At 70.2% G+C, this 23,350-nt stretch carries 23 protein-coding genes; 9 read left to right on the top strand and 14 right to left on the bottom strand.

Features of this window, described 5'->3' with window-relative positions:
* Positions 1-19 precede the first annotated feature (19 nt).
* Together M8231_RS13125 and M8231_RS13130 are read left to right on the top strand one after the other, a co-directional pair.
* Complete coding sequence (locus tag M8231_RS13125; protein ID WP_250201679.1) at positions 20-1,345, top strand: spinster family MFS transporter; 1,326 nt, start codon at positions 20-22, stop codon at positions 1,343-1,345.
* The gene (locus tag M8231_RS13130) at positions 1,342-2,958 is read left to right on the top strand and encodes a carboxylesterase/lipase family protein (protein WP_249749589.1); all 1,617 of its coding nucleotides are present in this window, start codon (positions 1,342-1,344) and stop codon (positions 2,956-2,958) included. Before M8231_RS13125 ends, M8231_RS13130 begins: the two co-directional genes overlap by 4 nt.
* Before the next feature lie 46 nt (positions 2,959-3,004).
* Here the strand turns inward: M8231_RS13130 and M8231_RS13135 are convergent, their stop codons facing one another.
* The 3 genes from M8231_RS13135 to M8231_RS13145 all read right to left on the bottom strand — a co-directional run bounded on the left by M8231_RS13135 (position 3,005) and on the right by M8231_RS13145 (position 5,006).
* The gene (locus M8231_RS13135; RefSeq protein WP_249749588.1) at positions 3,005-3,565 is read right to left on the bottom strand and encodes an HNH endonuclease; all 561 of its coding nucleotides are present in this window, start codon (positions 3,563-3,565) and stop codon (positions 3,005-3,007) included.
* Positions 3,566-3,696: 131 nt separating this feature from the next.
* Positions 3,697-4,353 carry a trimeric intracellular cation channel family protein gene (locus M8231_RS13140; protein WP_431307108.1) on the bottom strand — a complete coding sequence of 219 codons (657 nt, stop codon included), beginning with the start codon at positions 4,351-4,353 and terminating at the stop codon, positions 3,697-3,699.
* Complete coding sequence (locus M8231_RS13145) at positions 4,350-5,006, bottom strand: DNA-3-methyladenine glycosylase family protein (protein ID WP_249749586.1); 657 nt, start codon at positions 5,004-5,006, stop codon at positions 4,350-4,352. Before M8231_RS13145 ends, M8231_RS13140 begins: the two co-directional genes overlap by 4 nt.
* Positions 5,007-5,080: 74 nt before the next feature.
* Here M8231_RS13145 and gluQRS point away from each other — a divergent pair, with 74 nt between their 5' ends.
* Positions 5,081-5,944 carry a tRNA glutamyl-Q(34) synthetase GluQRS gene (gene gluQRS / locus M8231_RS13150; RefSeq protein WP_249749585.1) on the top strand — a complete coding sequence of 288 codons (864 nt, stop codon included), beginning with the start codon at positions 5,081-5,083 and terminating at the stop codon, positions 5,942-5,944.
* Here gluQRS and M8231_RS13155 read toward each other — a convergent pair.
* The 3 genes from M8231_RS13155 to M8231_RS13165 all read right to left on the bottom strand — a co-directional run bounded on the left by M8231_RS13155 (position 5,928) and on the right by M8231_RS13165 (position 10,621).
* Positions 5,928-6,740 carry a TIGR02186 family protein gene (locus M8231_RS13155; protein WP_249749584.1) on the bottom strand — a complete coding sequence of 271 codons (813 nt, stop codon included), beginning with the start codon at positions 6,738-6,740 and terminating at the stop codon, positions 5,928-5,930. The genes gluQRS and M8231_RS13155 overlap by 17 nt on opposite strands.
* Positions 6,741-6,753: 13 nt before the next feature.
* Positions 6,754-7,677 carry a sulfite exporter TauE/SafE family protein gene (locus M8231_RS13160; protein ID WP_250201680.1) on the bottom strand — a complete coding sequence of 308 codons (924 nt, stop codon included), beginning with the start codon at positions 7,675-7,677 and terminating at the stop codon, positions 6,754-6,756.
* Positions 7,678-7,777: 100 nt separating this feature from the next.
* Positions 7,778-10,621, bottom strand: coding sequence for an SEL1-like repeat protein (locus M8231_RS13165; protein WP_250201681.1), 2,844 nt, complete (start codon positions 10,619-10,621; stop codon positions 7,778-7,780).
* Positions 10,622-10,839: 218 nt separating this feature from the next.
* Here M8231_RS13165 and M8231_RS13170 point away from each other — a divergent pair, with 218 nt between their 5' ends.
* Together M8231_RS13170 and M8231_RS13175 are read left to right on the top strand one after the other, a co-directional pair.
* Positions 10,840-11,058: a hypothetical protein gene (locus tag M8231_RS13170; protein WP_249749581.1), complete on the top strand. Its 219-nt coding sequence runs from the start codon at positions 10,840-10,842 to the stop codon at positions 11,056-11,058.
* A 58-nt stretch (positions 11,059-11,116) separates the two neighbouring features.
* Positions 11,117-11,617 (top strand): pyridoxamine 5'-phosphate oxidase family protein, encoded by a 501-nt coding sequence (locus tag M8231_RS13175; protein ID WP_249749580.1) that lies wholly within the window; start codon positions 11,117-11,119, stop codon positions 11,615-11,617.
* Between the two features lie 39 nt (positions 11,618-11,656).
* Here M8231_RS13175 and argF read toward each other — a convergent pair whose 3' ends face one another.
* The 5 genes from argF to M8231_RS13200 all read right to left on the bottom strand — a co-directional run bounded on the left by argF (position 11,657) and on the right by M8231_RS13200 (position 16,336).
* On the bottom strand, positions 11,657-12,571 hold the full coding sequence (gene argF / locus M8231_RS13180) for an ornithine carbamoyltransferase (RefSeq protein ID WP_250201682.1): 915 nt from the start codon (positions 12,569-12,571) through the stop codon (positions 11,657-11,659).
* A gap of 113 nt (positions 12,572-12,684) precedes the next feature.
* Positions 12,685-13,092: a GxxExxY protein gene (locus M8231_RS13185; RefSeq protein ID WP_250201683.1), complete on the bottom strand. Its 408-nt coding sequence runs from the start codon at positions 13,090-13,092 to the stop codon at positions 12,685-12,687.
* A 35-nt stretch (positions 13,093-13,127) separates the two neighbouring features.
* Positions 13,128-14,303, bottom strand: a complete 1,176-nt coding sequence (locus tag M8231_RS13190) for an aspartate aminotransferase family protein (protein ID WP_250202618.1) — start codon at positions 14,301-14,303, stop codon at positions 13,128-13,130.
* 149 nt (positions 14,304-14,452) lie between these two features.
* Positions 14,453-15,472: a M28 family metallopeptidase gene (locus M8231_RS13195; RefSeq protein ID WP_249749578.1), complete on the bottom strand. Its 1,020-nt coding sequence runs from the start codon at positions 15,470-15,472 to the stop codon at positions 14,453-14,455.
* A 42-nt stretch (positions 15,473-15,514) separates the two neighbouring features.
* A complete protein-coding gene (locus M8231_RS13200) occupies positions 15,515-16,336 on the bottom strand; it encodes an ABC transporter permease (RefSeq protein WP_250202619.1) in 822 nt (273 codons plus the stop codon).
* Between the two features lie 361 nt (positions 16,337-16,697).
* Between M8231_RS13200 and gcrA the strand changes: the two genes are divergently transcribed.
* Positions 16,698-17,243 carry a cell cycle sigma 70 cofactor GcrA gene (gene gcrA / locus M8231_RS13205; protein WP_249749576.1) on the top strand — a complete coding sequence of 182 codons (546 nt, stop codon included), beginning with the start codon at positions 16,698-16,700 and terminating at the stop codon, positions 17,241-17,243.
* A 361-nt stretch (positions 17,244-17,604) separates the two neighbouring features.
* Here gcrA and apaG read toward each other — a convergent pair whose 3' ends face one another.
* Positions 17,605-18,012, bottom strand: a complete 408-nt coding sequence (gene apaG, locus M8231_RS13210) for a Co2+/Mg2+ efflux protein ApaG (protein ID WP_249749575.1) — start codon at positions 18,010-18,012, stop codon at positions 17,605-17,607.
* An 81-nt stretch (positions 18,013-18,093) separates the two neighbouring features.
* Here apaG and M8231_RS13215 point away from each other — a divergent pair, with 81 nt between their 5' ends.
* Positions 18,094-19,116, top strand: coding sequence for a 2'-deoxycytidine 5'-triphosphate deaminase (locus tag M8231_RS13215; RefSeq protein WP_249749574.1), 1,023 nt, complete (start codon positions 18,094-18,096; stop codon positions 19,114-19,116).
* A gap of 141 nt (positions 19,117-19,257) precedes the next feature.
* Here M8231_RS13215 and M8231_RS13220 read toward each other — a convergent pair whose 3' ends face one another.
* Together M8231_RS13220 and M8231_RS13225 are read right to left on the bottom strand one after the other, a co-directional pair.
* Positions 19,258-20,550: an MFS transporter gene (locus M8231_RS13220; RefSeq protein ID WP_249749573.1), complete on the bottom strand. Its 1,293-nt coding sequence runs from the start codon at positions 20,548-20,550 to the stop codon at positions 19,258-19,260.
* Positions 20,547-21,023, bottom strand: coding sequence for a cupin domain-containing protein (locus M8231_RS13225; protein ID WP_249749572.1), 477 nt, complete (start codon positions 21,021-21,023; stop codon positions 20,547-20,549). The genes M8231_RS13220 and M8231_RS13225 overlap by 4 nt, the downstream gene beginning before the upstream one ends.
* A 41-nt stretch (positions 21,024-21,064) precedes the next feature.
* On the opposite strand from M8231_RS13225, the gene dapE reads away from it, so the two are divergent.
* Positions 21,065-22,267 (top strand): succinyl-diaminopimelate desuccinylase, encoded by a 1,203-nt coding sequence (gene dapE / locus M8231_RS13230; protein WP_250201684.1) that lies wholly within the window; start codon positions 21,065-21,067, stop codon positions 22,265-22,267.
* 204 nt (positions 22,268-22,471) lie between these two features.
* A complete protein-coding gene (locus tag M8231_RS13235) occupies positions 22,472-22,783 on the top strand; it encodes a hypothetical protein (protein ID WP_249749571.1) in 312 nt (103 codons plus the stop codon).
* The last annotated feature ends 567 nt before the right edge of the window (positions 22,784-23,350 follow it).

The following is a 23,350-nucleotide window of genomic DNA, read 5'->3' on the forward strand; positions in this document are numbered from 1 at the left end:
CCGCAGCCGAGGAAACGACATGAGTGCAACCCCGATCGAATCCGGAGGACCGCCCGCCGCCAAGCCCTCGGCGGGCGGACGCGCCTGGGTGGCCCTGGGCGTGCTGTGGTTCATCTATGTGCTGAACTTCCTGGACCGACAGCTGCTGTCGATCCTGGCCAAGCCGATCCAGGACGCGCTGCACATCACCGACGGCCAGCTGGGCCTGCTGGGCGGCCTGTATTTCGCGTTCTTCTACTGCTTCATCGCCATTCCCGTGGGATGGCTGGCCGACCGCACCAATCGCGTGGCCGTCGTGTCCATCGCCTGCGGCGTCTGGAGCGCGGCCACCATCGCCTGCGGCCTGTCGCGCAACTTCGGACAGCTGGCCGTGTCGCGCATGACCGTGGGCTTCGGCGAGGCGGGGGGCGTTCCGCCGTCCTACGCCATCATCACCGACTATTTCCCGCCCGGCCGCCGGGGCATGGCGCTGGGGATCTACAACCTGGGACCGCCGGTGGGCGCGGCGTTGGGCATCGCCTTCGGCGCCTCGGTGGCCGCCGCCTTCAGCTGGCGCGACGCCTTCATCGCCATCGGCGCCGTGGGCCTGGTCGTCGCCCTGGCCACGCCCTTCCTGGTCAAGGAGCCCCGCCGCGGGGGCCTGGACGCGTCCCCCGCCCGCGCCGCCTCCGCGGCGCCCGCCCGGGCCGGCTTCTGGGCCACGGTGAAGATGTTCTTCTCCACCCCTGCGCTGGTGCTGGCCGCGCTGGGCAGCGGCGTGACCCAGATCGTCACCTACGGCCTGGGCAATTTCGCCGTGCTGTTCCTGATGCGCGAGAAGGGCATGACCCTGAACGACGTGGCCCTGTGGTACGCGCTGGTCGTGGCCATCGGCATGGGCGGCGGCATCTTCGCCTCGGGCTGGCTGATCGACCGCTATACGCGCCGGTCCAAGACGGCCTACGCCCTGCTGCCGGCGATGTCGCTGGCCCTGGCCCTGCCGTTCTACATCGCCTTCGTCTGGGCCCCGTCGTGGCCGCTGGCGCTGGCGCTGATGCTGGCGCCGAACTTCCTGAACTACTTCTACCTGTCGTCCTCGGTGGCGCTGGTGCAGGAAGAGGTCAGGCCGAACCAGCGGGTCATGGCCGGCGCCCTGCTGCTGCTGGTGATGAACTTCATCGGCATGGGCGTGGGGCCGACCTATGTCGGGGCCGCCAGCGACTTCTTCCGCGCGACGCACCCGGACAACTCGCTGCAGATCGCGCTCTACACCCTGATCCCCGTCTATCTGGCCGCGATCGGCCTGTTCCTGTGGCTGGCCCGCGTGCTGGGCCGCAACACCCCCAAAGCGGAGACCGTTCGATGATCGCCAAACTCCTCGGCGTGGGCACAGCGCTGGCCTTGCTCGCCAGCGCGGCCGCGGCCGCCGCGGCCTCGCCGCCCGTCGTGACCGCCCCGGCCGGCGCCGTGCGGGGCGCGGCCGAGGGCGAGATCGCCAGCTTCAAGGGCATCCCCTACGCCGCGCCGCCCGTCGGAGAAAGGCGCTGGCGACCGCCCGCGCCCGCCGCCCATTGGGATGGCGTGCGCGATGCGACACGGTTCGGCGCCGCCTGCATCCAGCCCACGCCCCTCGTCCAGTCGATCTATTCCGCCGACCTGGGCCGGACCAGCGAGGACTGCCTGACCCTGAACGTCTGGACGCCGGACGTCGCCGGCAAGGCGCCGGTCATGGTCTGGATCCACGGCGGCGCGCTGGTGACCGGCTCCAGCAAGGAGACGCTCTACGACGGCGCCCGGCTGGCGCGCGAAGGCGTGGTGGTGGTGTCGATCAACTACCGCCTCGGCGTGCTGGGCTGGCTGTCCCATCCAGACCTCAGCGCCGAAAGTCCGGCGAACATTTCCGGCAACTACGGCCTGATGGACCAGGTCGCCGCGCTCGAATGGATCAAGCGCAACATCGCGAGCTTCGGCGGCGATCCGGACAATGTCGCCATCGCGGGCGAGTCCGCGGGCGGGCTCAGCGTCCTCTATCTGATGAGTTCGCCGCTGGCCCGGGGCCTGTTCGACCGGGCCATCGCCCAGAGCGCCTACATGATCTCCACGCCCGAGCTGAAGCAGGCGCGGCACGGCGCGCCGGCGGCCGAAGCGGCGGGCGCCGCCCTGGCCCGCGCGCTTCAGGCGCCCAGCCTGCGCGTGCTTCGCGGCATGGAGGCGCAGGACCTGACCGACCGCGCCGCCCTCGGCGGTTTCGCCACCTTCGGGGTCATCGACGGCGTGGTCCTGCCGCGCCAGATCGTCGAGGTGTTCGATCGCGGCGAACAGGCGCCGGTTCCCGTACTGGCCGGCTTCAACAGCGGCGAGATCCGGTCGCTTCGCATGCTGGCCCCGCCCGCGCCGGGCGACGCCGCCGGATACGAACGCTCGATCCGCGAGCGATACGGCGACCTGGCGGACGAATTCCTGCGTCTCTATCCGTCCTCGGACATGGACGAGAGCATCCTCGCCGCCAGCCGCGACGCCCTGTACGGCTGGACTTCCGAACGGCTCGTCCGATCCCAGACGGCCGCGGGGCGACCCTCGTACCTGTACCTCTTCGACCACGGCTATCCCGCCGCCGACACCGCCGGGCTGCACGCGTTTCACGCCAGCGAACTGCCCTATATGTTCGGCAATCTGCAGAGGACGCCGCCGCGCTGGCCGGCGATCCCGGACACCGCCGCAGAGGCCGGTCTGAGCGACGCCATGGTCGCCTACTGGGCCAGCTTCGTGCGCGACGGCCGGCCCCAGGCGGTCGGTTCGCCCGCATGGTCGCCCTATGGCGACGACCGCGCCTTCATGGCCTTCCGCGCCAGCCCCGTCCCCGGCGTGAACCTGTTCCCTGGCATGTTCCCGCTCCACGAGGCCGCGGTGCAGCGCCGCCGCGCGGCGGGAGACCAGCCGTGGAACTGGAACACCGGCCTGGCGTCCCCTCGTCTGTGACCAGACGCAAGGCTGTCTGAGCCGTCTCCGGCAACGGAAAAGAACCCTAGGGTTCGAGCTCGATGTCCCAATAAAGGTAGTCGAGCCAGCTCTGGTGCAGGTAGTGGGGCGGGAAGCGGCGGCCGGCGTCCTGAAGCTGCCAGGCGTTGGGGCGATAGGGTTCGCGGCGGACCGGCATCATGGCCTGGCGCGGGGTGCGGCCGCCCTTGGTCAGGTTGCACGGCCCGCAGGCGGCGACGATGTTCTCCCAGGTCGTGCGCCCGCCCTGCGAGCGGGGAATGACGTGGTCGAAGGTCAGCTCGGTGGATTCGCCGCAGTACTGGCAGGCGAAGCCGTCGCGCAGGAAGACGTTGAAGCGGGTGAAGGCGGGACTGCGGTCCTGGTCGACGTAGCTTTTCAGCGCGATGACGCTGGGCAGCTGCATCTCCATCGACGGGGAGCGCACGACCTTGTCGTAGAGCGACACGACCTCGACGCGGTCCTGATAGACCGCCTTGACCGCCTCCTCCCACGGCCACAGCGACAGCGGATAATAGGACAGCGGCCGGAAATCGGCGTTGAGCACCAGGGCGGGCCAGCCCGAAGGCGGTCGATGGAGAACCTGCATCAGGCCCTCCCGTCCACGGCGGGGGGGATCGAGGCGACAGGACTGAAGACGCGTCTCCTTCCCTAGTCTGGCGGGAAAAGCGTACGCCTGATTCGAAGACGCCGCCATGACGAAGACGCGAAGATTGCGCCTCAGGCGCGCGGCCCGGAGGGAAAGCCCGGCAGGGTCCAGCCCCACCGCAGCGCCGCCGCGCGAAGCGCGAAACCCACGGCCAGGGCGACCGCCGCGGCCGGCCAGCGATCGGTCTCCAGGCCGCGCAGGGCGACATAGACGGTGGCCGACAGGATGGCGGCCGAGACGGCGATCTCTCGCCGCAGCAGGATGGACGGCTGGCCGGCCAGCAGATCGCGGATCACGCCGCCGAAACAGGCCGTCAGCGTGCCCATGACGATGCAGATCAGGGGCGAGGCGCCGGCCGCCATCGCCTTAGCCGCGCCCATCACGCCATAGGCCGCCAGACCCACGGCGTCGAGCCACAGCAGGGCCCGGAAGCGCCAGTCGCGCCAGCCCAGCAGCCAGATGCCGACCGCCGCGGCCAGGCAGACCGCGATGTAGCGCCAGTCCTGGACCCAGAACACCGGCAGGCCCAGCAACAGGTCGCGCAGGGTGCCGCCGCCGACCCCGGTGATGGCGGCGAAGAAGGCGAAGGTCACCAGGTCGTGCTTCTCGCGCGCGGCGGCCAGGGCGCCGGTGGCGGCGAACACGGCCACCCCGGCGAAATCCAGGGCGGTCAGCACCGTCTGCGGATTGCGAATGGTCTCGCCGATGACGGGGTCGATGGGGGTCACGGGGTCAGGTCCTCCAGCACGATCTCGCCGCGCCTGACCCCGCCATACCATCCCCACAGCAGATGCGCCGCCACGCCCCGCCATGGCCGCCAGATTTCCGCGCGGGCGTAGGCCTGCTTCTCGCGCGGGCGCATGTCGGCCCGGTCGGCCCAGCGCATCGCCTCCTGCAGGGCCACGTCGCCGCCCGGAAAGACGTCCAGCCGCCCCTCGCAGAACATCAGATAGGTCTCGGCCGTCCATTTGCCGACGCCCTTGATGGCGGTCAGGGCGGCGATCGCCGCCTCGTCCGACAGGGTCTGCATATGCTCCAGGTCGATGCGGCCCTCGACCTGGGCCAGGGCGATCTCACGCCCATAGCGCGCCTTCTGGCCCGACAGGCCGAAGGTCCGCAGGGTTTCGACGTCACGGGCCAGGACCGCCTGGGCCGTCACCTCCCCGCCCAGGCCTTCCACCGTCCGCGCCCAGATGGAGGCCGCCGCCGCGACCGACACCTGCTGCTCCACGATCATGCGGAACAGACCTTCGTAGCCGCCCGGACGCAGCCGCCATTCGAACACCGGCGTCTGGGCGTGCGCCCGCGCCAGGGCCGGATCGGCCGCGGCCAGGCTGTCGCGCGCGGCGGCGATCTGGGCGGGTGTGGGAGCGACGGCCATGTCCCAGCTTAGGCGCCGGCGCGGCGCGGGCAAGCCGGGGCTGCTGCACGAGGCCGGAAACCGCTAGAACGCCCTTGATGCTCGTCACCCGCTTCGCCCCCTCCCCCACCGGCCGCCTGCACAAGGGCCACGCCTTTTCGGCCCTGACGGCCTGGACGGCCGCGCGCGCCGCGGGCGGACGGTTCCTGCTGCGGATCGAGGACATCGACCCCACGCGCTGCCGCCCGGAGCACGAGGCGGCGATCCTGGAGGATCTGGCGTGGCTGGGCCTGGACTGGGACGGACCGGTGCGGCGGCAGTCCGATCACCGGGCCGACTACGCCGCCGTCATCGCCGCCTTGAAAGCGCGCGGACTGCTCTATCGCTGCTTTCGCACGCGAAGGGACATCCTGGCCGCCATCGGCGACGCGCCGCACGGGCCGCAGGAAGCCGTCAGGCCCGGCCCGCATCCGCCCGAGGAAGAGGCGCGCCTGCTGGACCGGGGCGCGGCCTTCGCCTGGCGGCTGTGGCTCGAACGGGCGCGCGCGGCGCTGGGCGAGGCGGCGTGGGCGGGGATGACCTTCGACGAGGAGGGGCGCGGTCCCGAGGGCGAGCACGGCGTCGTGTCGGTGCGGCCCGAGGCCGCCGGCGACGTGGTTCTGGCGCGCAAGGACGCCGGCGTCGCCTATCATCTGGCCGTAACGCATGACGACGCCCTGCAGGGCGTGACCCATGTCGTGCGGGGCCGGGACCTGTTCGAGGCGACCCATGTGCAGCGGTTGATCCAGACGCTGATGGGCTGGCCCGCGCCGACCTATCGCCATCACCGGCTGCTGACCGGGCCGGACGGGCGCCGGTACGCCAAGCGCGACCGCTCCGTGACCCTGGCCGAACTGCGCGCCCAGGGCGTGTCGGCCCAGGCCCTGCGCGCCGAACTGGGGTTCAGCTCCGTCGGCTGAAGATGCGCGAGGCGCCGTAGCCCGTCAGGGCCGCCAGGACCACGCACAGAAGGCCGTAGAGCCAGGGCCGGCGATGGGCGAACTCATAGATGTCGCGTTCCAGCCCGACCTTCTCGACCGTCAGGGTCAGGTTGGAGACCGAGCGCGGCTCTCCGCCCTGGAACAGCCAGACCTCGGCGTAATATTTGCCGGTGGGCGCCACCGTCGGCAGGTCGACCTCGGCGCGGAACAGGCCCCGGTCGACGAACTGAACGCCCTCGGGCGCGGTGGCGTAGAGCTGGGCCGCCTCCTTCAGGCGGATGACCGCGCGGCGCCAGTCCAGATAGTCCTCGCCCAGCCGGCTGACCACGACGTCGCGCACGCCGTAGCGGGTGACGGTTCGGCTCTCCTCGGGCGCGTCGATGCGCAGGTGGTCGACCCCGACGCCCAGCCGGCGCAACTGGCCGAAGTCGGCGATGTCGCTGAGCGGCCGGGTCGAGGCGGTCATGTAGAAGCCGGGCGCCCCCTCGAACAGCACCGGCCGGCTGTTCAGCCAGACGCCCATGTTGCGCGTCTTCTTGACCAGGCGCACGGGCGCCTCGGGACCGCGCACGACCACGACCACGTCGGCGGGATCGTCGGTCGGATTGAAGACGGCCCCGTAAAGAACGATGGACGCGCCCTGGAACCCGGAATCGACATGGACCTGGGCGTCGGTCAGGGCGGCGGCGACGCGCAGGTCGCCGGTCGTGGCTTCGGACCGATCCGGCGCGGGGGCCTCGATCGCGGGCGGCGGCGGGGGCAGGGTCTGGATCATGCCCGGCCCTCCATCAGTCCGCGATCCCGGGAGCGATCATGAAGATGTCGGCCGGCCGCACGAACAGCTCCAGCCCCATCTGCATCCCCACCAGCAGGACGATCAGCCCCAGCGCCGCACGCAACTCCTCGGCGCGGAAACGGCCGGCGAAGCGCGCGCCGATCTGGGCGCCCACCACCCCGCCCAGCAGCAGGATGGTCGACAGGACGATATCCACGGTCTGGTTGCGGCCGGCCTGGAGAATGGTGGTGATGGCGGTGGTGATGATGATCTGGAACAGGCTGGTCCCGACCACCGCCCCGGCCTTCATCCGCAGCACATAGAGCATGGCCGGGACCAGGATGAAGCCGCCGCCCACCCCCATGATGGCCGACAGCACGCCGGCGAAGACGCCCAGGCCGAAGGGGGGGATGGCGCTGATGTAGAGGCCCGACTTGGGAAAGCGCATCCGCAGCGGCAGTCCGTAGAGCCACATCGGGCGGCGGCGATCCTTGCGCGGCGCCGGCAGGCCGCGACGGCGACGCAGGATTTCGCTGAGGCTCTCGTACAGCATCAGCGAGCCGATGGCGCCCAGGAACACCAGGTAGGACAGGGCCACCACCAGATCGGCCTGGCCCAGCAGGCGCAGGTAGCGGAACAGTTCGACCCCCAGAAGGGCGCCCAGCGCCCCGCCGCCGGCCATCACCGCCCCCATGCGGAAATCGACCGCGCCCTGGCCCGAATAGCGGATGACACCCGAGGTGGACGACGCGACCACGTGGCTGGCCTGGCTGGCCACCGCGACCGTCGGCGGAATGCCCAGGAAGACCAGGATCGGCGCCATCAGGAAACCGCCGCCGATGCCGAACAGGCCGGACACGAATCCGACCACCGCCCCCAGGATCACCAGGGTCGGCCAGTTCACCGAAACCTCGGCGATCGGCAGATAGATATCCAAAGGACGCGCCTTCGGCTGGAACGGACGGATACGCGCCGGGCGGCGACGGGTGGGTCTTAGCGGCCCGGACGGCGGATCGCCACCCGAGGGCGAAGAAAGATCAGCCGGCCGCGTTCGGCGCTTCGACGTCGGCCCGCGCGACGAAGGCGTCGGCGGCGGCGCGGGCGGCGCGCTGGGCCGTGGCGCTGGCCGTCGGCCGCATCCGGGTCACGGCCTCCTGCGCCTGCTGATCGCCGCCGCGCGCGGCGATCATGTACCACTTCAGCGCCTCGGTGGCGTTGGGGGCGATGCCCTCGTCGCCGGTCTCGTAGAGGCGCGCGACATTGTACTGGCTGTCGATCAGGCCGCGTTCGGCGGCGCGCTGCAGCCAGGTCAGGGCCTCGACGCGGTTCCGCTCGCCGCCGACGCCGTCGAACAGCTCCATCGCATAGACGTGCATGCCGCGCGCGTCGCCGCCCTCGGCCGCGCGGCGCGCCCAGCGGCGGCTCTCGGCCAGGTCGACCGGGGCCCCGGCGTCGCCGTTCTGGTACACCGAGGCCAGATGCGCCTGGGCCGGGGCGTGACCCAGGTTGGCGGCCCGCTTCAGCGTCTCCAGCCCGGCGGGTTCGCCCGCCTCGATCTGGGCCAGCGCCTCGTCGTAAGCCGCCGCGCCCTGATCGGCCTGGATCTTCGGCGCGGTCGGGGTCAGGGCCATGGCGATCGGGGCCGGCTCCTGGCGCGCGCCGCCCAGGCCGGGCAGATCCAGGTCCAGGCCGCCGTCGTTCATCAGGGCCACATAGCCATAGCCGCCGCCGACCAGGGCCATGGCCGTGGCCGAGGCCAGGAAGGTCTTCTTGACGGTCGAGCCGTCCTTGGCCGCCTGCTTGTCCAGTCGTTCCTGCAGCTTGGACTTTCCGCCGCGCCGCGGCTTCAGGCCGAAGCCCTTGCGGGGCGCGGGATCGGGCTCGGCCGGTTCGGTCATGGCCGCGCGCGCCGCGTCGATGGCGCTGCGCGTGGAGGAGGCCCGGCCGGCGGCCGCCGCGGCGCCCATGCTGGCGCGAATGCGGCGCGGGTCGATGAAGTCGGTTTCCGCGGCGTAGGCGTCGTCCTCGGCGCCGAAGACCTCGTCGGCGGTCGTCACCACGCCGTCGTCGGCGCGCGCCGCCTGGGTCGGGGCCGTGGCCGCCAGGGCGTCGTCGACGTCGGCGCCGCCGAAGCCGCCGAACGGACCGAAGGCCTGCACGGCCGGCGCCGGCTCCGCTTCGGGCCGGGGTTCGGGCTCGGCCTCCGCCGCGGGGTCGGCGGCCAGGACGGCTTCGATCCGGTCCGCCTCGTCGTCGACAGGCGCCTCAGGGGTCGCGGGGAAGGGCGTCGCGGGCAAGGGCGTCGCCGGGAAGGGCGTCGCCGCCGCCGCTTCGGGCGCGACCGGATCGTCGGACCAGACGGCGTTATCGAAGGACTCGTCGGGGAAGGCGGCGGCGCGCCAGTCGGCCTGGACCCGCTCCTCAGGAAACCGCTCCGTCGCCGCCCGGTCGCGCGAGGGCGCGCGCGTCGCCATGCTGTCGCGCGCCTCGGCCAGCAGGCGCGCGGTGCGCTCCTCGCTGAGCCGCATCCGTTCGGCCAGTTCTCCCGAGGCGCGGTCGTAGCGCTGCTCGATCCGTTCCGAGCTTTCGGCCAGGCGGCGGCCGATGTCTTCCAGCGCCTGGGCCGAGCGGCGTTCGGACTGGGCGATGCGTTCGCTGAGCCGGTCGGAGATGCGCGCGATCTCGCCGCCCAGCTTCTCCAGCGCCAGGGCGTGCCGGTCGTCGGCGGCGGTCAGCCGCTGTTCGATACGCTCGGACTGGCGCGCGAAATCCTGATCCAGGCGCGCGGCCTGGTCCTCGAAGCGCTTGGACAGATTGGCGGAGACGGCGCGCGCGACGGTTTCGGTGCGCTCGGCGTCGCCCGACTCCATGGCGCGCATCCGGCCGTTCAGGTTCTCGGCGATCCGCAGGACCTCGCGGCCCATCGCCTCCATCGCCTGGACGCCCTTCTGTTCGGAGGTCTTCAGCTGCTCGCCGATCGACTGGACCGCCCGCTCGATGCGCTCGATGCGGCTTTCGGTCTCGGCCGTGTCCAGGCGGCGCATCATTTCGGCGCGGTTGGCGTCGACCTGGCGCGACAGGGTTTCGGCCAGCTTCTCGAACCGGGCGGCCTCGCGCGCGCCTTCAGGTTCGATGCGGCCTTCGGCGGCGCGCATCCGCTGGTCCAGTTCGGCGAAGGAGCGTTCCAGCGCCTTCAGGGCCTCGCTGGTGCGGCCCTGCGCCTGATCCAGCCGGGCGCCGACCTGGGCCAGCAGGTCCGAGCCGACGCCGGGTCCGGCGGACTTCTCCACCGCATCCATGCGCTGGCGCAGTTCGTTGACGCCCGCCCGCTGGCGCTCCTCGATGTCGTAGAGACGGCCCGCCAGGGCGCCCAGCGACGTCTCGACCTTGCCGAAGGCCTCCTGCGACTGGGGTCCGACCTCCTGCTCGAAGCGACGGAGACGGCGATGGCCCTCCTTCAGCTCCTCGGAGATGTCGTCGACGCGGCGCGCATAGCTCTTGGTCGTCGCGTCCTGGCCGTCCAGCCGGCGCACCAGGCCGGCGACGGCCTGATCGACGCCCTGGATGGCGACCGTCGAGCGGCGCTCGGCCGCCTCAAGCCGCGCGGCGATGGCGTCGACCGAGGCCGACAGGCGGTGGAAGACGTCTTCCGACGCGCCATAGGCGTCGTCCAGGCGGCGCGAGCGGCTGCGGCGCTCATAGGGCTCGGGGACATAGGGCCGGCGCGCCAGCGGCACCACGCCGTCGTCGTCCTCCTCCTCCATGATCATGGAATTCAGCCATTCGCCGAGGGTCAGGCCCGAGCGCCGCGCGAGGTCCTTGGCGACCTCGCGCGCCTTGGGGTCGATGCCCTTCACGCTCCACGGCGCCGCTGCGCTCACTGATTCGCCTCCCGACCTTCGCGAAGCAGGCTATAACGACCACATCAAGGGTGTAAACGGCCTGTTAACCGCAATATCTAGCGTGAGTCCGCCACAGCTGTGGACATCCCGCCAGAGGCCCGGAAACTGGGGCCGGCGTGGTTAAGGAGTGGTGAAGATTAACGGTTCGGCAACGGTTCGCCTTGCCAAGCCGGCGCGGCTCGGCCACCTGCGCGGACATGGACCTGAGCACCACCCTGATCCTGCTGGCGGCCGCCCTGGCGATGACCGTCTTCGCCGGCTGGCGCGGCGCGCGGCCGCCCGACCCGTGGAAGGGCCCGCGCCTGATCCCGTGGCGCTTCCTGATGATCGGAGCGGCCGCCCTGGCCCTGTTGCTGCTGGTGCATCTGGCCACGCTTTTCGGGGCGGCGCGGGCGCCGTGGATCCCCGGCGCCTGACCGGAACCCGCCCGCCCGTGATCGGTTGATCCCGCACACCCGATCACAGGAGACGATCATGTCGGACAAGCTGACGCCGCAAGAGGCGGAAAAGGAATTCTGGAAAAGCCTGAAGGAGTCGAACACCGGCATGCTGGGGATCGACCAGCCCGGCTATCATCACCAGCCCATGACCGGCTTCGGCGAGCCTGAGAACGGGACCATCTGGTTCTTCACCCGCGACGACACCGACTTCGCGCGGGACGTGGCCGTCGGCGGCCAGAACGGCATGTTCTGCTACCAGGCCAAGGATCAGAAGGTGCAGGCCTGCATCCACGGCGTCCTGGCCATCGACCACGACCGCGAGCGGATCGACCGCTACTGGAACCCGGTCGTCGCGGCCTGGTATCCCGACGGCAAGGACGACCCGCACCTGACCCTGATCCGCTTCGAGGCCGACGACGGCCGGGTCTGGGTGTCCGACAAGGGCGCGCTGGGCTTCGGCTATGAGGTCCTGAAGGCGAACCTGACCAAGTCGACGCCCGACGCCGGCGGCGTGTCGGACGTGAACCTGCAATAGGACGCCCCAGGGCGACGCCGCGGCGTCGCCCTTTTCGCCTCAGCCCGCGAAACACCAGGCCAGGACGGCCTTCTGGGCATGGATGCGGTTTTCGGCCTCGTCCCAGATCAGGGAGCGAGGGCCGTCGATGACCGCGTCGGCGACCTCCTCCCCCCGGTGGGCGGGCAGGCAGTGCAGGAAGACGGCGTCGGCGTTGGCCTGGTCCATCAAGGCCTGGTCGACGGTGTAGGATTCGAACGCCGCCAGCCGCGCCTCGTAATCCTGGTCGCCCATGGAGACCCAGGTGTCGGTCACGACCACGTCGGCGCCCTTGACCGCGTCGCGGGGGTCGCTGGTCAGGGTGACGGCGTTCCCGCCCTTGGCCAGGTCGCGCAGGTCCGGATGATATTCCGCCGGGCAGGCGACGTTCAGGTGGAAGCCGAACTTGGGCGCCGCGTGCATGAAGCTGTGGCAGACGTTGTTGCCGTCGCCGATCCAGGCGATCGTCTTTCCGGCCACCGGCCCCCGATGCTCCTCGATCGTCAGCAGGTCGGCCAGGATCTGGCAGGGGTGGCTGCGATCAGTCAGGCCGTTGATGACCGGCACGGTCGAGACGCGGGCGAAGCGCTCCACGTCCTCGTGATCGTTGGCGCGGATCATGACGGCGTCGACCATGCGCGACAGGACCTTGGCGGTGTCCTCGACCGGCTCGCCCCGGCCCAGCTGCATGTCCGAGGCGGTGGCGATGATGGAGGCCCCGCCCAGCTGACGGATCGCCGCGTCGAAGCTGAAGCGGGTGCGGGTCGAGTTCTTCTCGAAGATCATCGCCAGCACGCGGTCCCTGGCCGGCGCGTCGGCGTCCGCGCGCCCCTGGGGCCATCCCTTTCGCGCGCGCTTGCGGGCGTGGGCGTCATCGAGGATGGCGCGCAGATCGGCCGCGTCCAGCCGATGGATGTCGAGGAAGTGGCGGGTCATGGGCTACCAGGAAAAGGGGCGGAGGTGGCGAGGCGGTTCATCACAACGATCACGACGGGTCACAACGAGCACAACGAGATCATGGCCGCTGACATATCAGACGCCGCACCTCATCATAGAACAAGACGGCGAAAGCCGTCCTTAAGCCTGACGCTGTTGAAGTTGATCAGATAGCCGAGACGCACCTGCGAGAACCGCAGATATGTCAGGAGCTGGGCCGTGTGGATCGACGCCAAGGCGTCGATCGATTTCACTTCGACGACCACCTGACGCTCCACGAGCAGATCCAGGCGAAACCCGGCGTCTATGCGCTCCTCCCGGAACGTGACCGGCACCGCGATCTGCCTCTCGACGCGAACGCGGAGACGACGGAGTTCCAAAGCCAGACACTGCTCGTAAACGGACTCCAGCAAGCCGGGGCCAAGCTCGCGATGCACCGCGAAAGCGGCGTCCATGACGGCGCGACCGATCCGATTCACCTCTGGTGAAACGGCCTCGGCCCCGTCGTGTTCGTCGTGCATCGTGGTGGTCGTTGTGATGAACCCACACTCGGCGGCTAAGCGCTGACCGCGTCGCGCGCGGCCTTACAGGCGCCCTCGAACTTGTCGATCGCCTCGCGGGCCTCTTCCAGGGTCAGGTTCAGGGGCGGCAGCAGGCGCACGCAGTTGTCGCCGCCGCCCGCGACCAGCAGCTTCTGCGTGTCGCGGGCCAGGGCCATGAACTCGCGATTGTTCGGAACCAGCTTGACGCCGATCAGCAGCCCCTTGCCGCGGACGTCCACGATCACGTCGGGATAGCGCTCCTGCAGGCCCGCCAGCTGCTGCTTCAGATAGCCGGCGATCTCGTTGACATTGCCCAGCGTCTCCGGGCTGTCGATCAGCGACAGGGCCTTCAGCCCCACCGCCATCGCCAGCGGATTGCCGCCGAAGGTCGAGCCGTGGACGCCCACGGTCATGCCCTTGGCCGCCTCGGCGGTGGCCAGGCAGGCGCCGACGGGGAAGCCGCCGCCCAGGGCCTTGGCCACGGCCATGATGTCGGGCGCCATGCCGGCCCATTCATGGGCCCACAGCTTGCCGGTCCGGCCCATGCCGCACTGGACCTCGTCGAAGATCAGCAGCACGCCGTTGTCGTCGGCCATCTGGCGCATCCAGCGCAGGTCCTCGACCGGCGTCTCGCGGCAGCCGCCCTCGCCCTGCACGGGCTCCAGGATGATCGCGGCGGTGGTCGGGTTCTCGAAGGCGGCCTTCAGCGCGTCCTTGTCGCCCCACTTCAGCTGGTGGAAGCCCTGCATCGGCGGGCCGAAGCCCTCGGTGTAGCTGGGGTTGGCCGCCGCGTTGATGGCGCCGTAGGTCCGGCCGTGGAACGACCCGTCGAAGCCGTAGATGTCGATCCGCTCGGGCTGGCCATTGGCGACGTGGTATTTGCGCGCGGTCTTCAGCGCGCACTCCACCGCCTCGGTGCCCGAGTTGGTGAAGAAGACCACGTCGGCGAAGCTGGAGGCCGTCAGGGCGTCGGCCAGGGCTTCCTGGCCGGGGATGCGGAAGATGTTGGACACGTGCCACAGCTTCTCGGCCTGGTCCTTGACCGCCTGGACCAGGTCGGGATGGGCGTGGCCCAGGCCGTTGGTCGAGATGCCGGCGACGCAGTCCAGATATTCGGTCCCGTCGGTCGACCACAGACGCGCGCCTCGCCCGCGCTCCACTTCCAGCGGCGCACGGTTGTAGACACCCATCAGATGTTCGGTGGACACGGGACTTCACCTCCAAAAGCGAGACGGCCCCGGCGCGGGCGCGACGGAGCCGGATTGACAAGGACAGGCGTTGTCGGATGCGCGACGCCCTTAGTCAACACCGGCCCGGCGGCGACAGGCCGCGCGGCCGATCACCCGGGTTGGGCGACCTCGTCCTCGACATCGGCCGCGTCGTCGGCCGGATCGTCGGCGGCGGCGGCCGGCTCCGCCCCCGGCGGCGGCGCCGTTTCGGCCAGGCGTTCATCCAGTTTCAGGGCCAAGTCGGCGATGAACAGACCGAAACGGGCGACGTCCTGTCCGTTCAGGCGCTCGATCCTGTCCTCGGCGGAGTGGATGCGCTGGAAGACGGGCGGCACGAAGCCTTCGCGCAGGCCGTTGTCCTCGCCGCCGTTGAAGGCCAGCCACATCTGATGGGCGCCGATCGCGTCCTGGACCCCCAGCGACACGACGGGCAGGCCGGCGGCGGAAAAGGCGCGGTCGTCGCTGGGCGGATAGACCGGATAGCCCATGCAGTCGAAGCCGCGTTCGGCGCACAGGGCGCGCAGGGTCTCCAGCACGAAGCGCGACGGCTCGCCGTTGTTCTCGCCATACATGACGGTGCGGCCATAGGCGGCCACGTCGGCGTTGACGACGGCGGCGATGCGGTCCTTGCCGTGGCTTTCGAGGAAGGCCTTGGCGCCGAGAAGTCCCAGCTCCTCCTGATCGGTGAAGACGAAGACGAAGCGATGGCTGACCGGCTGCCCCTCCAGCCCCATCTCCAGCGTCTTGGCCGCCTCCATCATCGCCATGACTGAGCCGACGTTGTCGACGATGCCCTGCGACAGGGTTCCGTCGCGCAGCTTCACCGCGTCGTAGTGGGCCGTCAGCACGATGTCGCGCTCGCCCTCGCCGACCGTGACGACGACGTTGGCCCCCTCCATCGGTCCGGTGCGGTCGTTGCCGCCCTCGAAGGTCTGGATATCGGGAGTGAAGCCCAGGCGGGTCAGGAAGCCGACCAGAACCTCGGTCCGCTCGGCGTTGGTCGGCTTGACGAACTGGGCCGCGCCGGCGGCGATGTCCGGGCGCTCGCGCAGCTCGGGCGGGGTTTCCTGCGCCAGGGCGGGGCCGGCGGCCATCAGGGCCGCGACGGCGACGAGCGAACGGAGCGACATGGCGGCAAAACCCCTGCGAGACGAGGCCGCCTTGGTAGCCGCCTAGCTCTTCAGGCGCCAGCCCGAGCGGAACACCAGCCAGCAGATCGCGCCCATGGCCGCCATCAGGGCCGCCGAACCGATCACGCCCACGGTCAGATTGCTCTCGGCATGGCCGATGAAGCCGTAGCGGAAGCCGTCGATCAGGTAGAAGAACGGGTTGAAGTGGCTGATGGACCGGAACGGCTCGGGCAGGTTGTCGACCAGGTAGAAGGTGCCCGACAGGAAGGTCATCGGCATGACGATGAAGTTCTGGACCGCCGCCAGGTGGTCGAACTTCTCGCTCCACAGGCCGGCCAGGACGCCGACCATGCCCATGATGAAGCTGGCGGCCAGGGCGAACCAGACGACGGCGGCCAGGTTGGCGATCGTCAGGGGGGCGAAGGGCAGGACGCAGATCGCCGTCACCAGGCCCACCGCCAGGCCGCGCGTCGCCGCGCCCAGGGTGAAGCCCAGCGTCAGCTCCAGCGGGCTGAGCGGCGGGGTCAGGAAGTCGGTCGCCGTGCCCATGATCTTGGCCTGGATCAGGCTGGACGAGGCGTTGGCGAAGGCGTTGTTCAGCATGGCCATCATGATCAGGCCGGGCGCGACGAACAGGGCGAAGGGCGTGCCGTGCAGCGGCGGCCGGGCGTTCTGCAGGGCCACCACGAAGACCAGCATGTAGAGCAGCGTCGTCACCACCGGCGCGGCCACCGTCTGCGCCCCCACCTTCCAGAACCGGCGCACCTCGCGCAGGTACAGGGTCCGCACCCCGATCCAGTTGATCCCCGGATAGCGCCGGGGCTGCGGCAGGCCGGAAGGACGGATGGAGATCAGATCGGTCATGCGCCGCCAGATGCGCCCGACCGTCGCGGTTCGCAAGGCCTGGGTCCTCCCCCGCGCAGCGGGGGAGGGGGACCGCCCGAAGGGTGGTGGAGGGGGCGGACGCCGCACCGGCGTCGGCGGTCGCTCTCTTCGATCACATCCAAAGACCAGTGATGCGGCCGCCCCCTCCACCGCTTCGCGGTCCCCCTCCCCCGTTCCGCTGCGCTGCACGGGGGAGTATCGATTCAACATCTGGTTTCTGTGGACAGGACGATTCGCACATATTGCGTCTCTTAACGGCTGGTTTACGATTAGTTGTAGGTCAAGGCCCAGAGGGGGACCGCGACCGCTACATCTTGAATCCATTTCGCCGGAGGGTGGCATGACCGCAGGCTGGACCGAGGATCGCGTAGGCGCGCTGAAGAAGCTCTGGCTCGAGGGCCAGTCGGCCAGCCAGATCGCCAAGCAGCTGGGCGGCGGCGTCACCCGCAACGCCGTGATCGGCAAGGTGCACCGCCTGGGCCTGTCGGGCCGGGCCGCGCCGTCGCAGCCGGCGCGCACCGCCGCCACGACCTTCCGCACCGCCCGGCCGCGCCCGGCCGCGCCCGCCCAAGGCCAGGGCATGGCCCAGCCTTCGGCGCCGCGCCGCCTGGAGGCGGTTCAGCCCAAGCCGGTCCAGCCGGCCGCCCCGGCGCCCGCCCCCGTGCCGGACCTTCCGGGCACGGCCACGGTCATGACCCTGGGCGCCCACATGTGCAAATGGCCGATCGGCGACCCGTCGTCGCGCGAGTTCAGCTTCTGCGGCCGCCGCGCCTCGGAAGGCGTCTATTGCGTCGAACACGCCCGCGTCGCCTACCAGCCGCAGACCAAGCGCGGCGGCAAGGACGGCGCCAGCGACCTGGCCCGCAGCCTGCGCAGGTACATTTAAGGGCTGCGCCCTTGGGCGCTACGTTCGCGACGCGGTCGCTCACGACTTGAGCGCGGCGCTTCGCTTGGGCCATCACGGTCCTGTCACAGATGCTCCCTATGGAGCCGCCTTCCTCCTCGCCGGTCGCGCAAGCGGCCGGCGAGACTCCAGGGGGCGGGGCTGCGGTTCATCCGGGTTGACGCAGCCCCATCCGCCTCTTGATCCTCCACCGCGCAGCGGGGGAGGGGGACCGCGCGAAGCGTGGTGGAGGGGGCGGAACCGGGCTCGGTGTTGACCATCAGGCGACGGAACCTGCGTCCGCCCCCTCCACCGCTACGCGGTCCCCCTCCCCCGTTTCGCTTCGCTGCACGGGGTAGGACCTTCAGTTCAGCACGCGCCGCGCGTCGGGGGTGTCCAGCGAGAAGGCCGGGATGGCCGCCTCGAAGCTGCGGCCGTCGGCGTCCGTCATGTAATAGGCCCCGACCATCGAGCCGCTGTTCGTCCCCAGCGGGCAGCCCGAGGCGTAGGCGTAGCTGTCGCCCGGCGCGATGACGGGCTGTTCGCCCACGACCCCGGGGCCGCGCACCTCCTCCACATGGCCGTGGGCGTCGGTGATGACCCAGCGCCGCGCCATCAGCTGAACCGGCCCGCCCGTCAGGTTGACGATCTCGACCTGATAGGCCCAGACCCATCGCCCGCCCTCGGGATCGGACTGGCCGGCCAGATAACTGGGCCGCACCCGAACAAGGACGCCGTTGGTCTCGGCGGTATAGGCAGGTCCGTCGTGCATGGGCTATATGCTCGCCCCGCCGCGCGCGGGCCGCAAGCGCGACTTGAAGACAAGTCGCGAAAACCGTGTGAGACAGACGGCATGACCTTCCAGACGCCCCGCCCCGGCATCCTGCCCGCCCAGTCGATCGAGACCCTGATCGCCACGGGGGCGATCACGTCGGACACGCCGTTCGACCCTGACCAGGTCCAGCCCGCCAGCCTGGACCTGCGCCTGTCCGACCGCGCCTGGCGGGTGCGCGCCTCCTTCCTGCCCGGCCAGCGCAAGGTCGAGGAGCGGATCGCCGACGTGGCCATGCACGCCATCGACATCACAGGGGCCGGCGTGGTGCTGGAGAAGGGCTGCGTCTATATCGCCCGCCTGCAGGAGCGGCTCAGCCTGCCCCAGGGGCTGATCGCGCGCGCCAACCCCAAGAGCTCGACCGGGCGCGTCGACGTCTTCGTGCGGCTGTTGACGGATCGCGGCGCCAGTTTCGACGACGTGGACGAGGGCTATGACGGGCCGCTGTATCTGGAGATCGCGCCCCAGACCTTCTCCATCCTGGTCCGTCCCGGCACCCGCCTGAACCAGCTGCGTCTGAAGGCGGGCGAGCCGCCGAAGCTGGAGACCCGCAGCGTCGGCGTCGACCTGCAGGGCGGCGAGATCGTCGGCTTCCGCGGCCGGCGCCACGCCGGGGTGGTCGATCTGGACCACATCGACGGCCACGACCCGCGCGACTTCTGGGAGCCGCTGTCCCTGCGGCGCGGCGAACTGCTGCTGGATCCGGGCGAGTTCTACATCCTGGCGTCGTCGGACGACGTGGAGATCCCGGTCGATCAGGCCGCCGAGATGACGCCGATCGATCCGTCGGTCGGCGAATTCCGCGTCCACTACGCCGGCTTCTTCGATCCCGGCTTCGGCACGGACGAGGCGCACGGCGCGGGGTCGAAGGGCGTGCTGGAAGTCCGCACCCACGACACGCCCTTCCTGCTGGAGCACGGCCAGATCGTCGCGAGGCTGGTCTATGAGCCGCTGACGGAACGCCCCAGCCGCCTGTATGGCGAGAGCGGCAGCCACTACCAGAGCCAGGGCCTGAAGCTGTCGAAGCACTTCAGGCCGTGGTGAGCTTCTCCCTCCCCTTCATGGGGAGGGACGATCGCGCAGCGATCAGGGTGGGGCCCGTAAGGGCGTGAGCGAGGTCTCACACTTCCCCACCCGGGCTGCGCTTCGCTTCGCCGTCCCTCCCCATGAAGGGGAGGGAGATTTCTAACTCAGCCGATCCGCCTTCCTCAGCCCCGGGAACATCGCCGCCCAGGCGCCCGTGGCGGCCAGGGCGCCGAAGCCGCCGAACACCGCCGCGCCGATCGCGCCCAGCAGCCGCACCATGACGCCGGAATAGGCCTCGCCCAGCTCGTTCGAGGCGCCGATGAACAGCATGGAGACCGACGACACCCGCCCGCGCATGTGGTCGGGCGTGGCCAGCTGGATCAGGGTCTGGCGGATGTTGACGCTGATCATGTCCGCCCCGCCGCCGATGAACAGCGCCAGGGCGCTGAGCCAGACGATCTTGGACAGGCCGAAGGTCAGGGTGCACAGGCCGAACACCGCCACCGCCGCGAACATCCAGCGCCCGCCGTGCCGCACGATGGGAAAGCGGCTCAGATAGATGGCCACGGCCATCGCCCCGACCCCGAACGCCGCGCGCAGCAGGCCGAACCCTTCCGGCCCCACATGCAGGATGTCGCGCGCGAAGATCGGCGTCAGCAGGGCCACGCCGGCCATCAGGACCACGATCAGGTCCAGCGAGATGGCGCCCAGCACGATCTTGGTCTTCCAGACGTAGGCCAGGCCCTCCTTCACCGAATCCACCGGCGACAGCCTGTGCTCCTGCGGGGCGGGCTTGCCGCTGGTGCGGATCAGGACGAAGGCGGCGACGGCCAGCAGGAACATCCCCAGCGCCACGGCATAGGCGAACGGCACGCTGCGCCCCACGATCACCCCGCCCAGGGCGGGACCCGCGATGGCGCCGGTCTGGAAGGCGATGGACTGGGCCGCGATGGCCGGCGGCAGGGCGCGACGCCCCACCACCATCGGCAGGAAGGCCTGGCTGGCCGGGGCCAGGAAGGCGCGCGCCGCGCCGAACAGGGCGGCGACCGCCAGCAGACCCCACAGCGGCGGCGAACCGTGCAGCGCCATCAGCAGGAAGGCCGTCGCGCAGGCCGCCTCGACCAGGATGGAGATCCACACCGTGCGCTTGCGGTCGCGCCGATCCGCCATCGCCCCGGCCGGCAGGGTGAAGGCCAGCAGCGGCAGGAACTGGCACAGGCCGACCAGCCCCAGATACAGGCTGGCCTGTTCGATCGGATGATCCCGCCGCGCGATCTCATAGACCTGCCACAACAGGGCCGACGACTGGATCTGGATGGCCAGCACGGCCACGACCCGGCCGAACCACAGCAGGCGGAAGTCGCGGATGCCCCACGGACTGGCGGGACCTTCTGGAGGGGCGGGCGGAGCGGGCGGCGTCGGCGAGCCGGTGTCGATGGATTCTGCGGTCACGGTCTTCGGGGATACTTCGGATAGGGCGTCCCATCCCGGTGGAAATAGCGGTCCGCGCCCTGGGGCAGGACCATGTCGATGTCGGGATAGTCGCAAGGGGTGACGGTCGGGCTGCGCGTGCCGACCTCCAGCAGAACCGCCTCGGCGCCGGATCGGTTCTCGATCTTGTGGCCGTTGGGGACGCCGGCCTTGAAGCCGGCGCAGTCGCCGGCGCGCAGCACCGTCTCGCCATCCGCCTCGACCAGCACCACCTCGCCCTCGATCACCCAGACGAACTCGTCCTCGGCCGCGTGCCAATGGCGCTGGCTGGACCAGGCGCCGGCGGGCAGGCGCAGCAGGTTGACCCCGAACTGGTCCAGGCCCGCCGCGTCGCCCAGCTTCCACCGGCGGCGCGGCTTGCAGGGCCCGGCGAATTCCTCGGGATAGGTCGTGCCGTCGCCGCGCGGCGCGGTGTCGATGTCGATCCTGGGCATGGGCTTCTCGCGGGTGCGGTATGCTCCTAAAGCATAGCGGCATGAGCCGCGCATCAATTCCCGTGATCGATCCTGTCGAACTGACCCGCGACCTGATCCGCATCCCGTCGGTCACCCCCGCCGACGAGGGGGCCATGGACGTGCTGGAGCGGCGTCTGACGGCGCTGGGCTTCACCTGCCGCCGCCTGACCTTCGAAGGACCGGGCGGAACCGGCGATCATGCGCGGATCGAGAACCTGTACGCCCGGCGCGGGACGGCCGGCCCCAACCTGTGCTTCGCCGGTCATACGGACGTGGTGCCGACGGGGCCGGCCGAGCAGTGGTCCTCCCAGCCGTTCGAGGCCGAGGTCCGCGACGGCGTCCTCTATGGCCGGGGCGCAGTGGACATGAAGGGCGGGATCGCCGCCTGGGTCGCGGCCGTGTCGCGCGTGCTGGCCGAGGGCGAGGCCGATGACGCTGCGCTGGGGGGCAGCCTGTCCTTCCTGATCACCGGCGACGAGGAGGGCCCGGCCCTGCACGGCACCAAGCGGGTGGTCGAGACCCTGGCCGCCGAGGGCGAGGTCATCGACGCCTGCGTGGTGGGCGAACCCTCGTCGTCCCAGCACCTGGGCGACATGATCAAGGTCGGTCGGCGCGGCTCGCTGAACAGCTGGATCACGGTCCACGGCAAGCAGGGCCACGTCGCCTATCCCGAGCGCGCGGCCAATCCGGCCCCGGTGATCGCCCGCCTGATGACGCGGCTGAACGACCATGTGCTGGACGACGGCTATGAGGGCTTTCCCCCCTCGAACCTGGAGATCACCACCATCGACGTCGGCAATCCGGCGACCAACATCATCCCGGCCCAGGCGCGCGCGCGGCTGAACATCCGCTTCAACCCCAGCCATACCGGCGACGACCTGATCGACTGGCTGAACCGCGAGGCCGGCGCCGTCCAGGCCGAGACCGGCCTGCGCATCGAGCTGGAGCACCTGTGCTCGGGCAACGCCTTCCTGACCGAACCCGGCCCCTTCGTCGAGGCGGTCCAGGACGCCGTGGAGGCCGAGACCGGCCGCCGCCCCGAGGCCTCCACCACCGGCGGCACCTCCGACGCCCGCTTCATCCGCGCCCTGTGCCCGGTGCTGGAACTGGGCCTGGTCGGCCAGACCATGCACCAGATCGACGAACGGGTGCCCGTCGCCGAACTGGAGGCCCTGACCGGCGTCTATCGCCGGGTCATCGAGACGGTGTTCGAGCGGCTGTAGCGCGCCTTACATGTTGAAGGGCCGCTAGCGACGCAGCCATAGGCGATCTTCCAGTAGGCGAACTTTGCCCGTCTGCGCGAAATGCCGGCCGAGGTTGGGATTGGAGGCCATCAAGGGTTTGAATATCAGAGCGAAATATCTTCCCCACATGGCCCCGCAATTGCAGGTTCAGCCTTCTGAAGGCCTGCAGCCGGGAGTTGGATCATGACCATGACGGCGTCGCTCGGTATGCATATGAACATTCCGCCTGAGATGCGAAGAGTCCCCGGCCCTGTCTCCGTTGATCAGGCGAAGGCGGGCGGGGGCGAGCTTGCCCCTGCGAAGCCTGTCGGAACCAACATGTCCAAGGCCTGGCTCGATGAGATGAGCCGGCATCGCACGGCGACGCTCGACGCGGCCGCCAAACTGGTGGTTTTCGGCGGGGCGACTGGATTGCAGCCGGATGTCTTCGGGTCGTTCAGCCAGCAGCAGCTGGGGATGGCCGGCTACCACGCGGCGTCACGTCTGTCCGCCTAGCCTCTTTGGAACGACGGCCAGGCTCGCCTGATCCTGTCGTCTTGGTCGAGTTTTACAGCGAACGGCTCTCCGAAGCGGTGCGTACGGGCCGTCGCAGGCCGCCGACGCACGCGTGTCCAGACCAGATTCGCCGGAGCCATTTCGGCCGGGGCGCAACTCCATGCAACCAGCCCGGTAAAAGAGGCGCTGAAACGCTCAGAAGGCGGGCTGTCCTTCAAGGGCTCGGCCCGCGCAGCCGTTGACGGACCGATCTGGCCGCGACTTCGGGGAGCGGCTTCTTCTTCAGCCTGATGGCCGATGACGCCGCAGGGAAAAAGGCCTGACGCCATAAGGGCGCCGATCTCTCGATCGAGCTCGACGATCCCTTCCCGGCTCCGACCTGCGCCTTTTGGTCCAAGTGGAGTGACGGGTCGCCCGCCTGTCAATGGCGAGGTTATGAAGCGTGGCTTCTTTAGCGAGGCCTGCGCGGCCTCTTGAAGCGTTGGTGCCGGATCGAGCGGGCGTGGAGCTGTGGCGAGCTGCGGGATGACCTTTGCGCAGGCGGGCCGTCTGGTCGTTACGAAGGGA

The sequence above is a fragment of the Brevundimonas albigilva genome (assembly GCF_023573565.1).
GTDB classification, from domain to species: Bacteria; Pseudomonadota; Alphaproteobacteria; order Caulobacterales; family Caulobacteraceae; genus Brevundimonas; species Brevundimonas albigilva.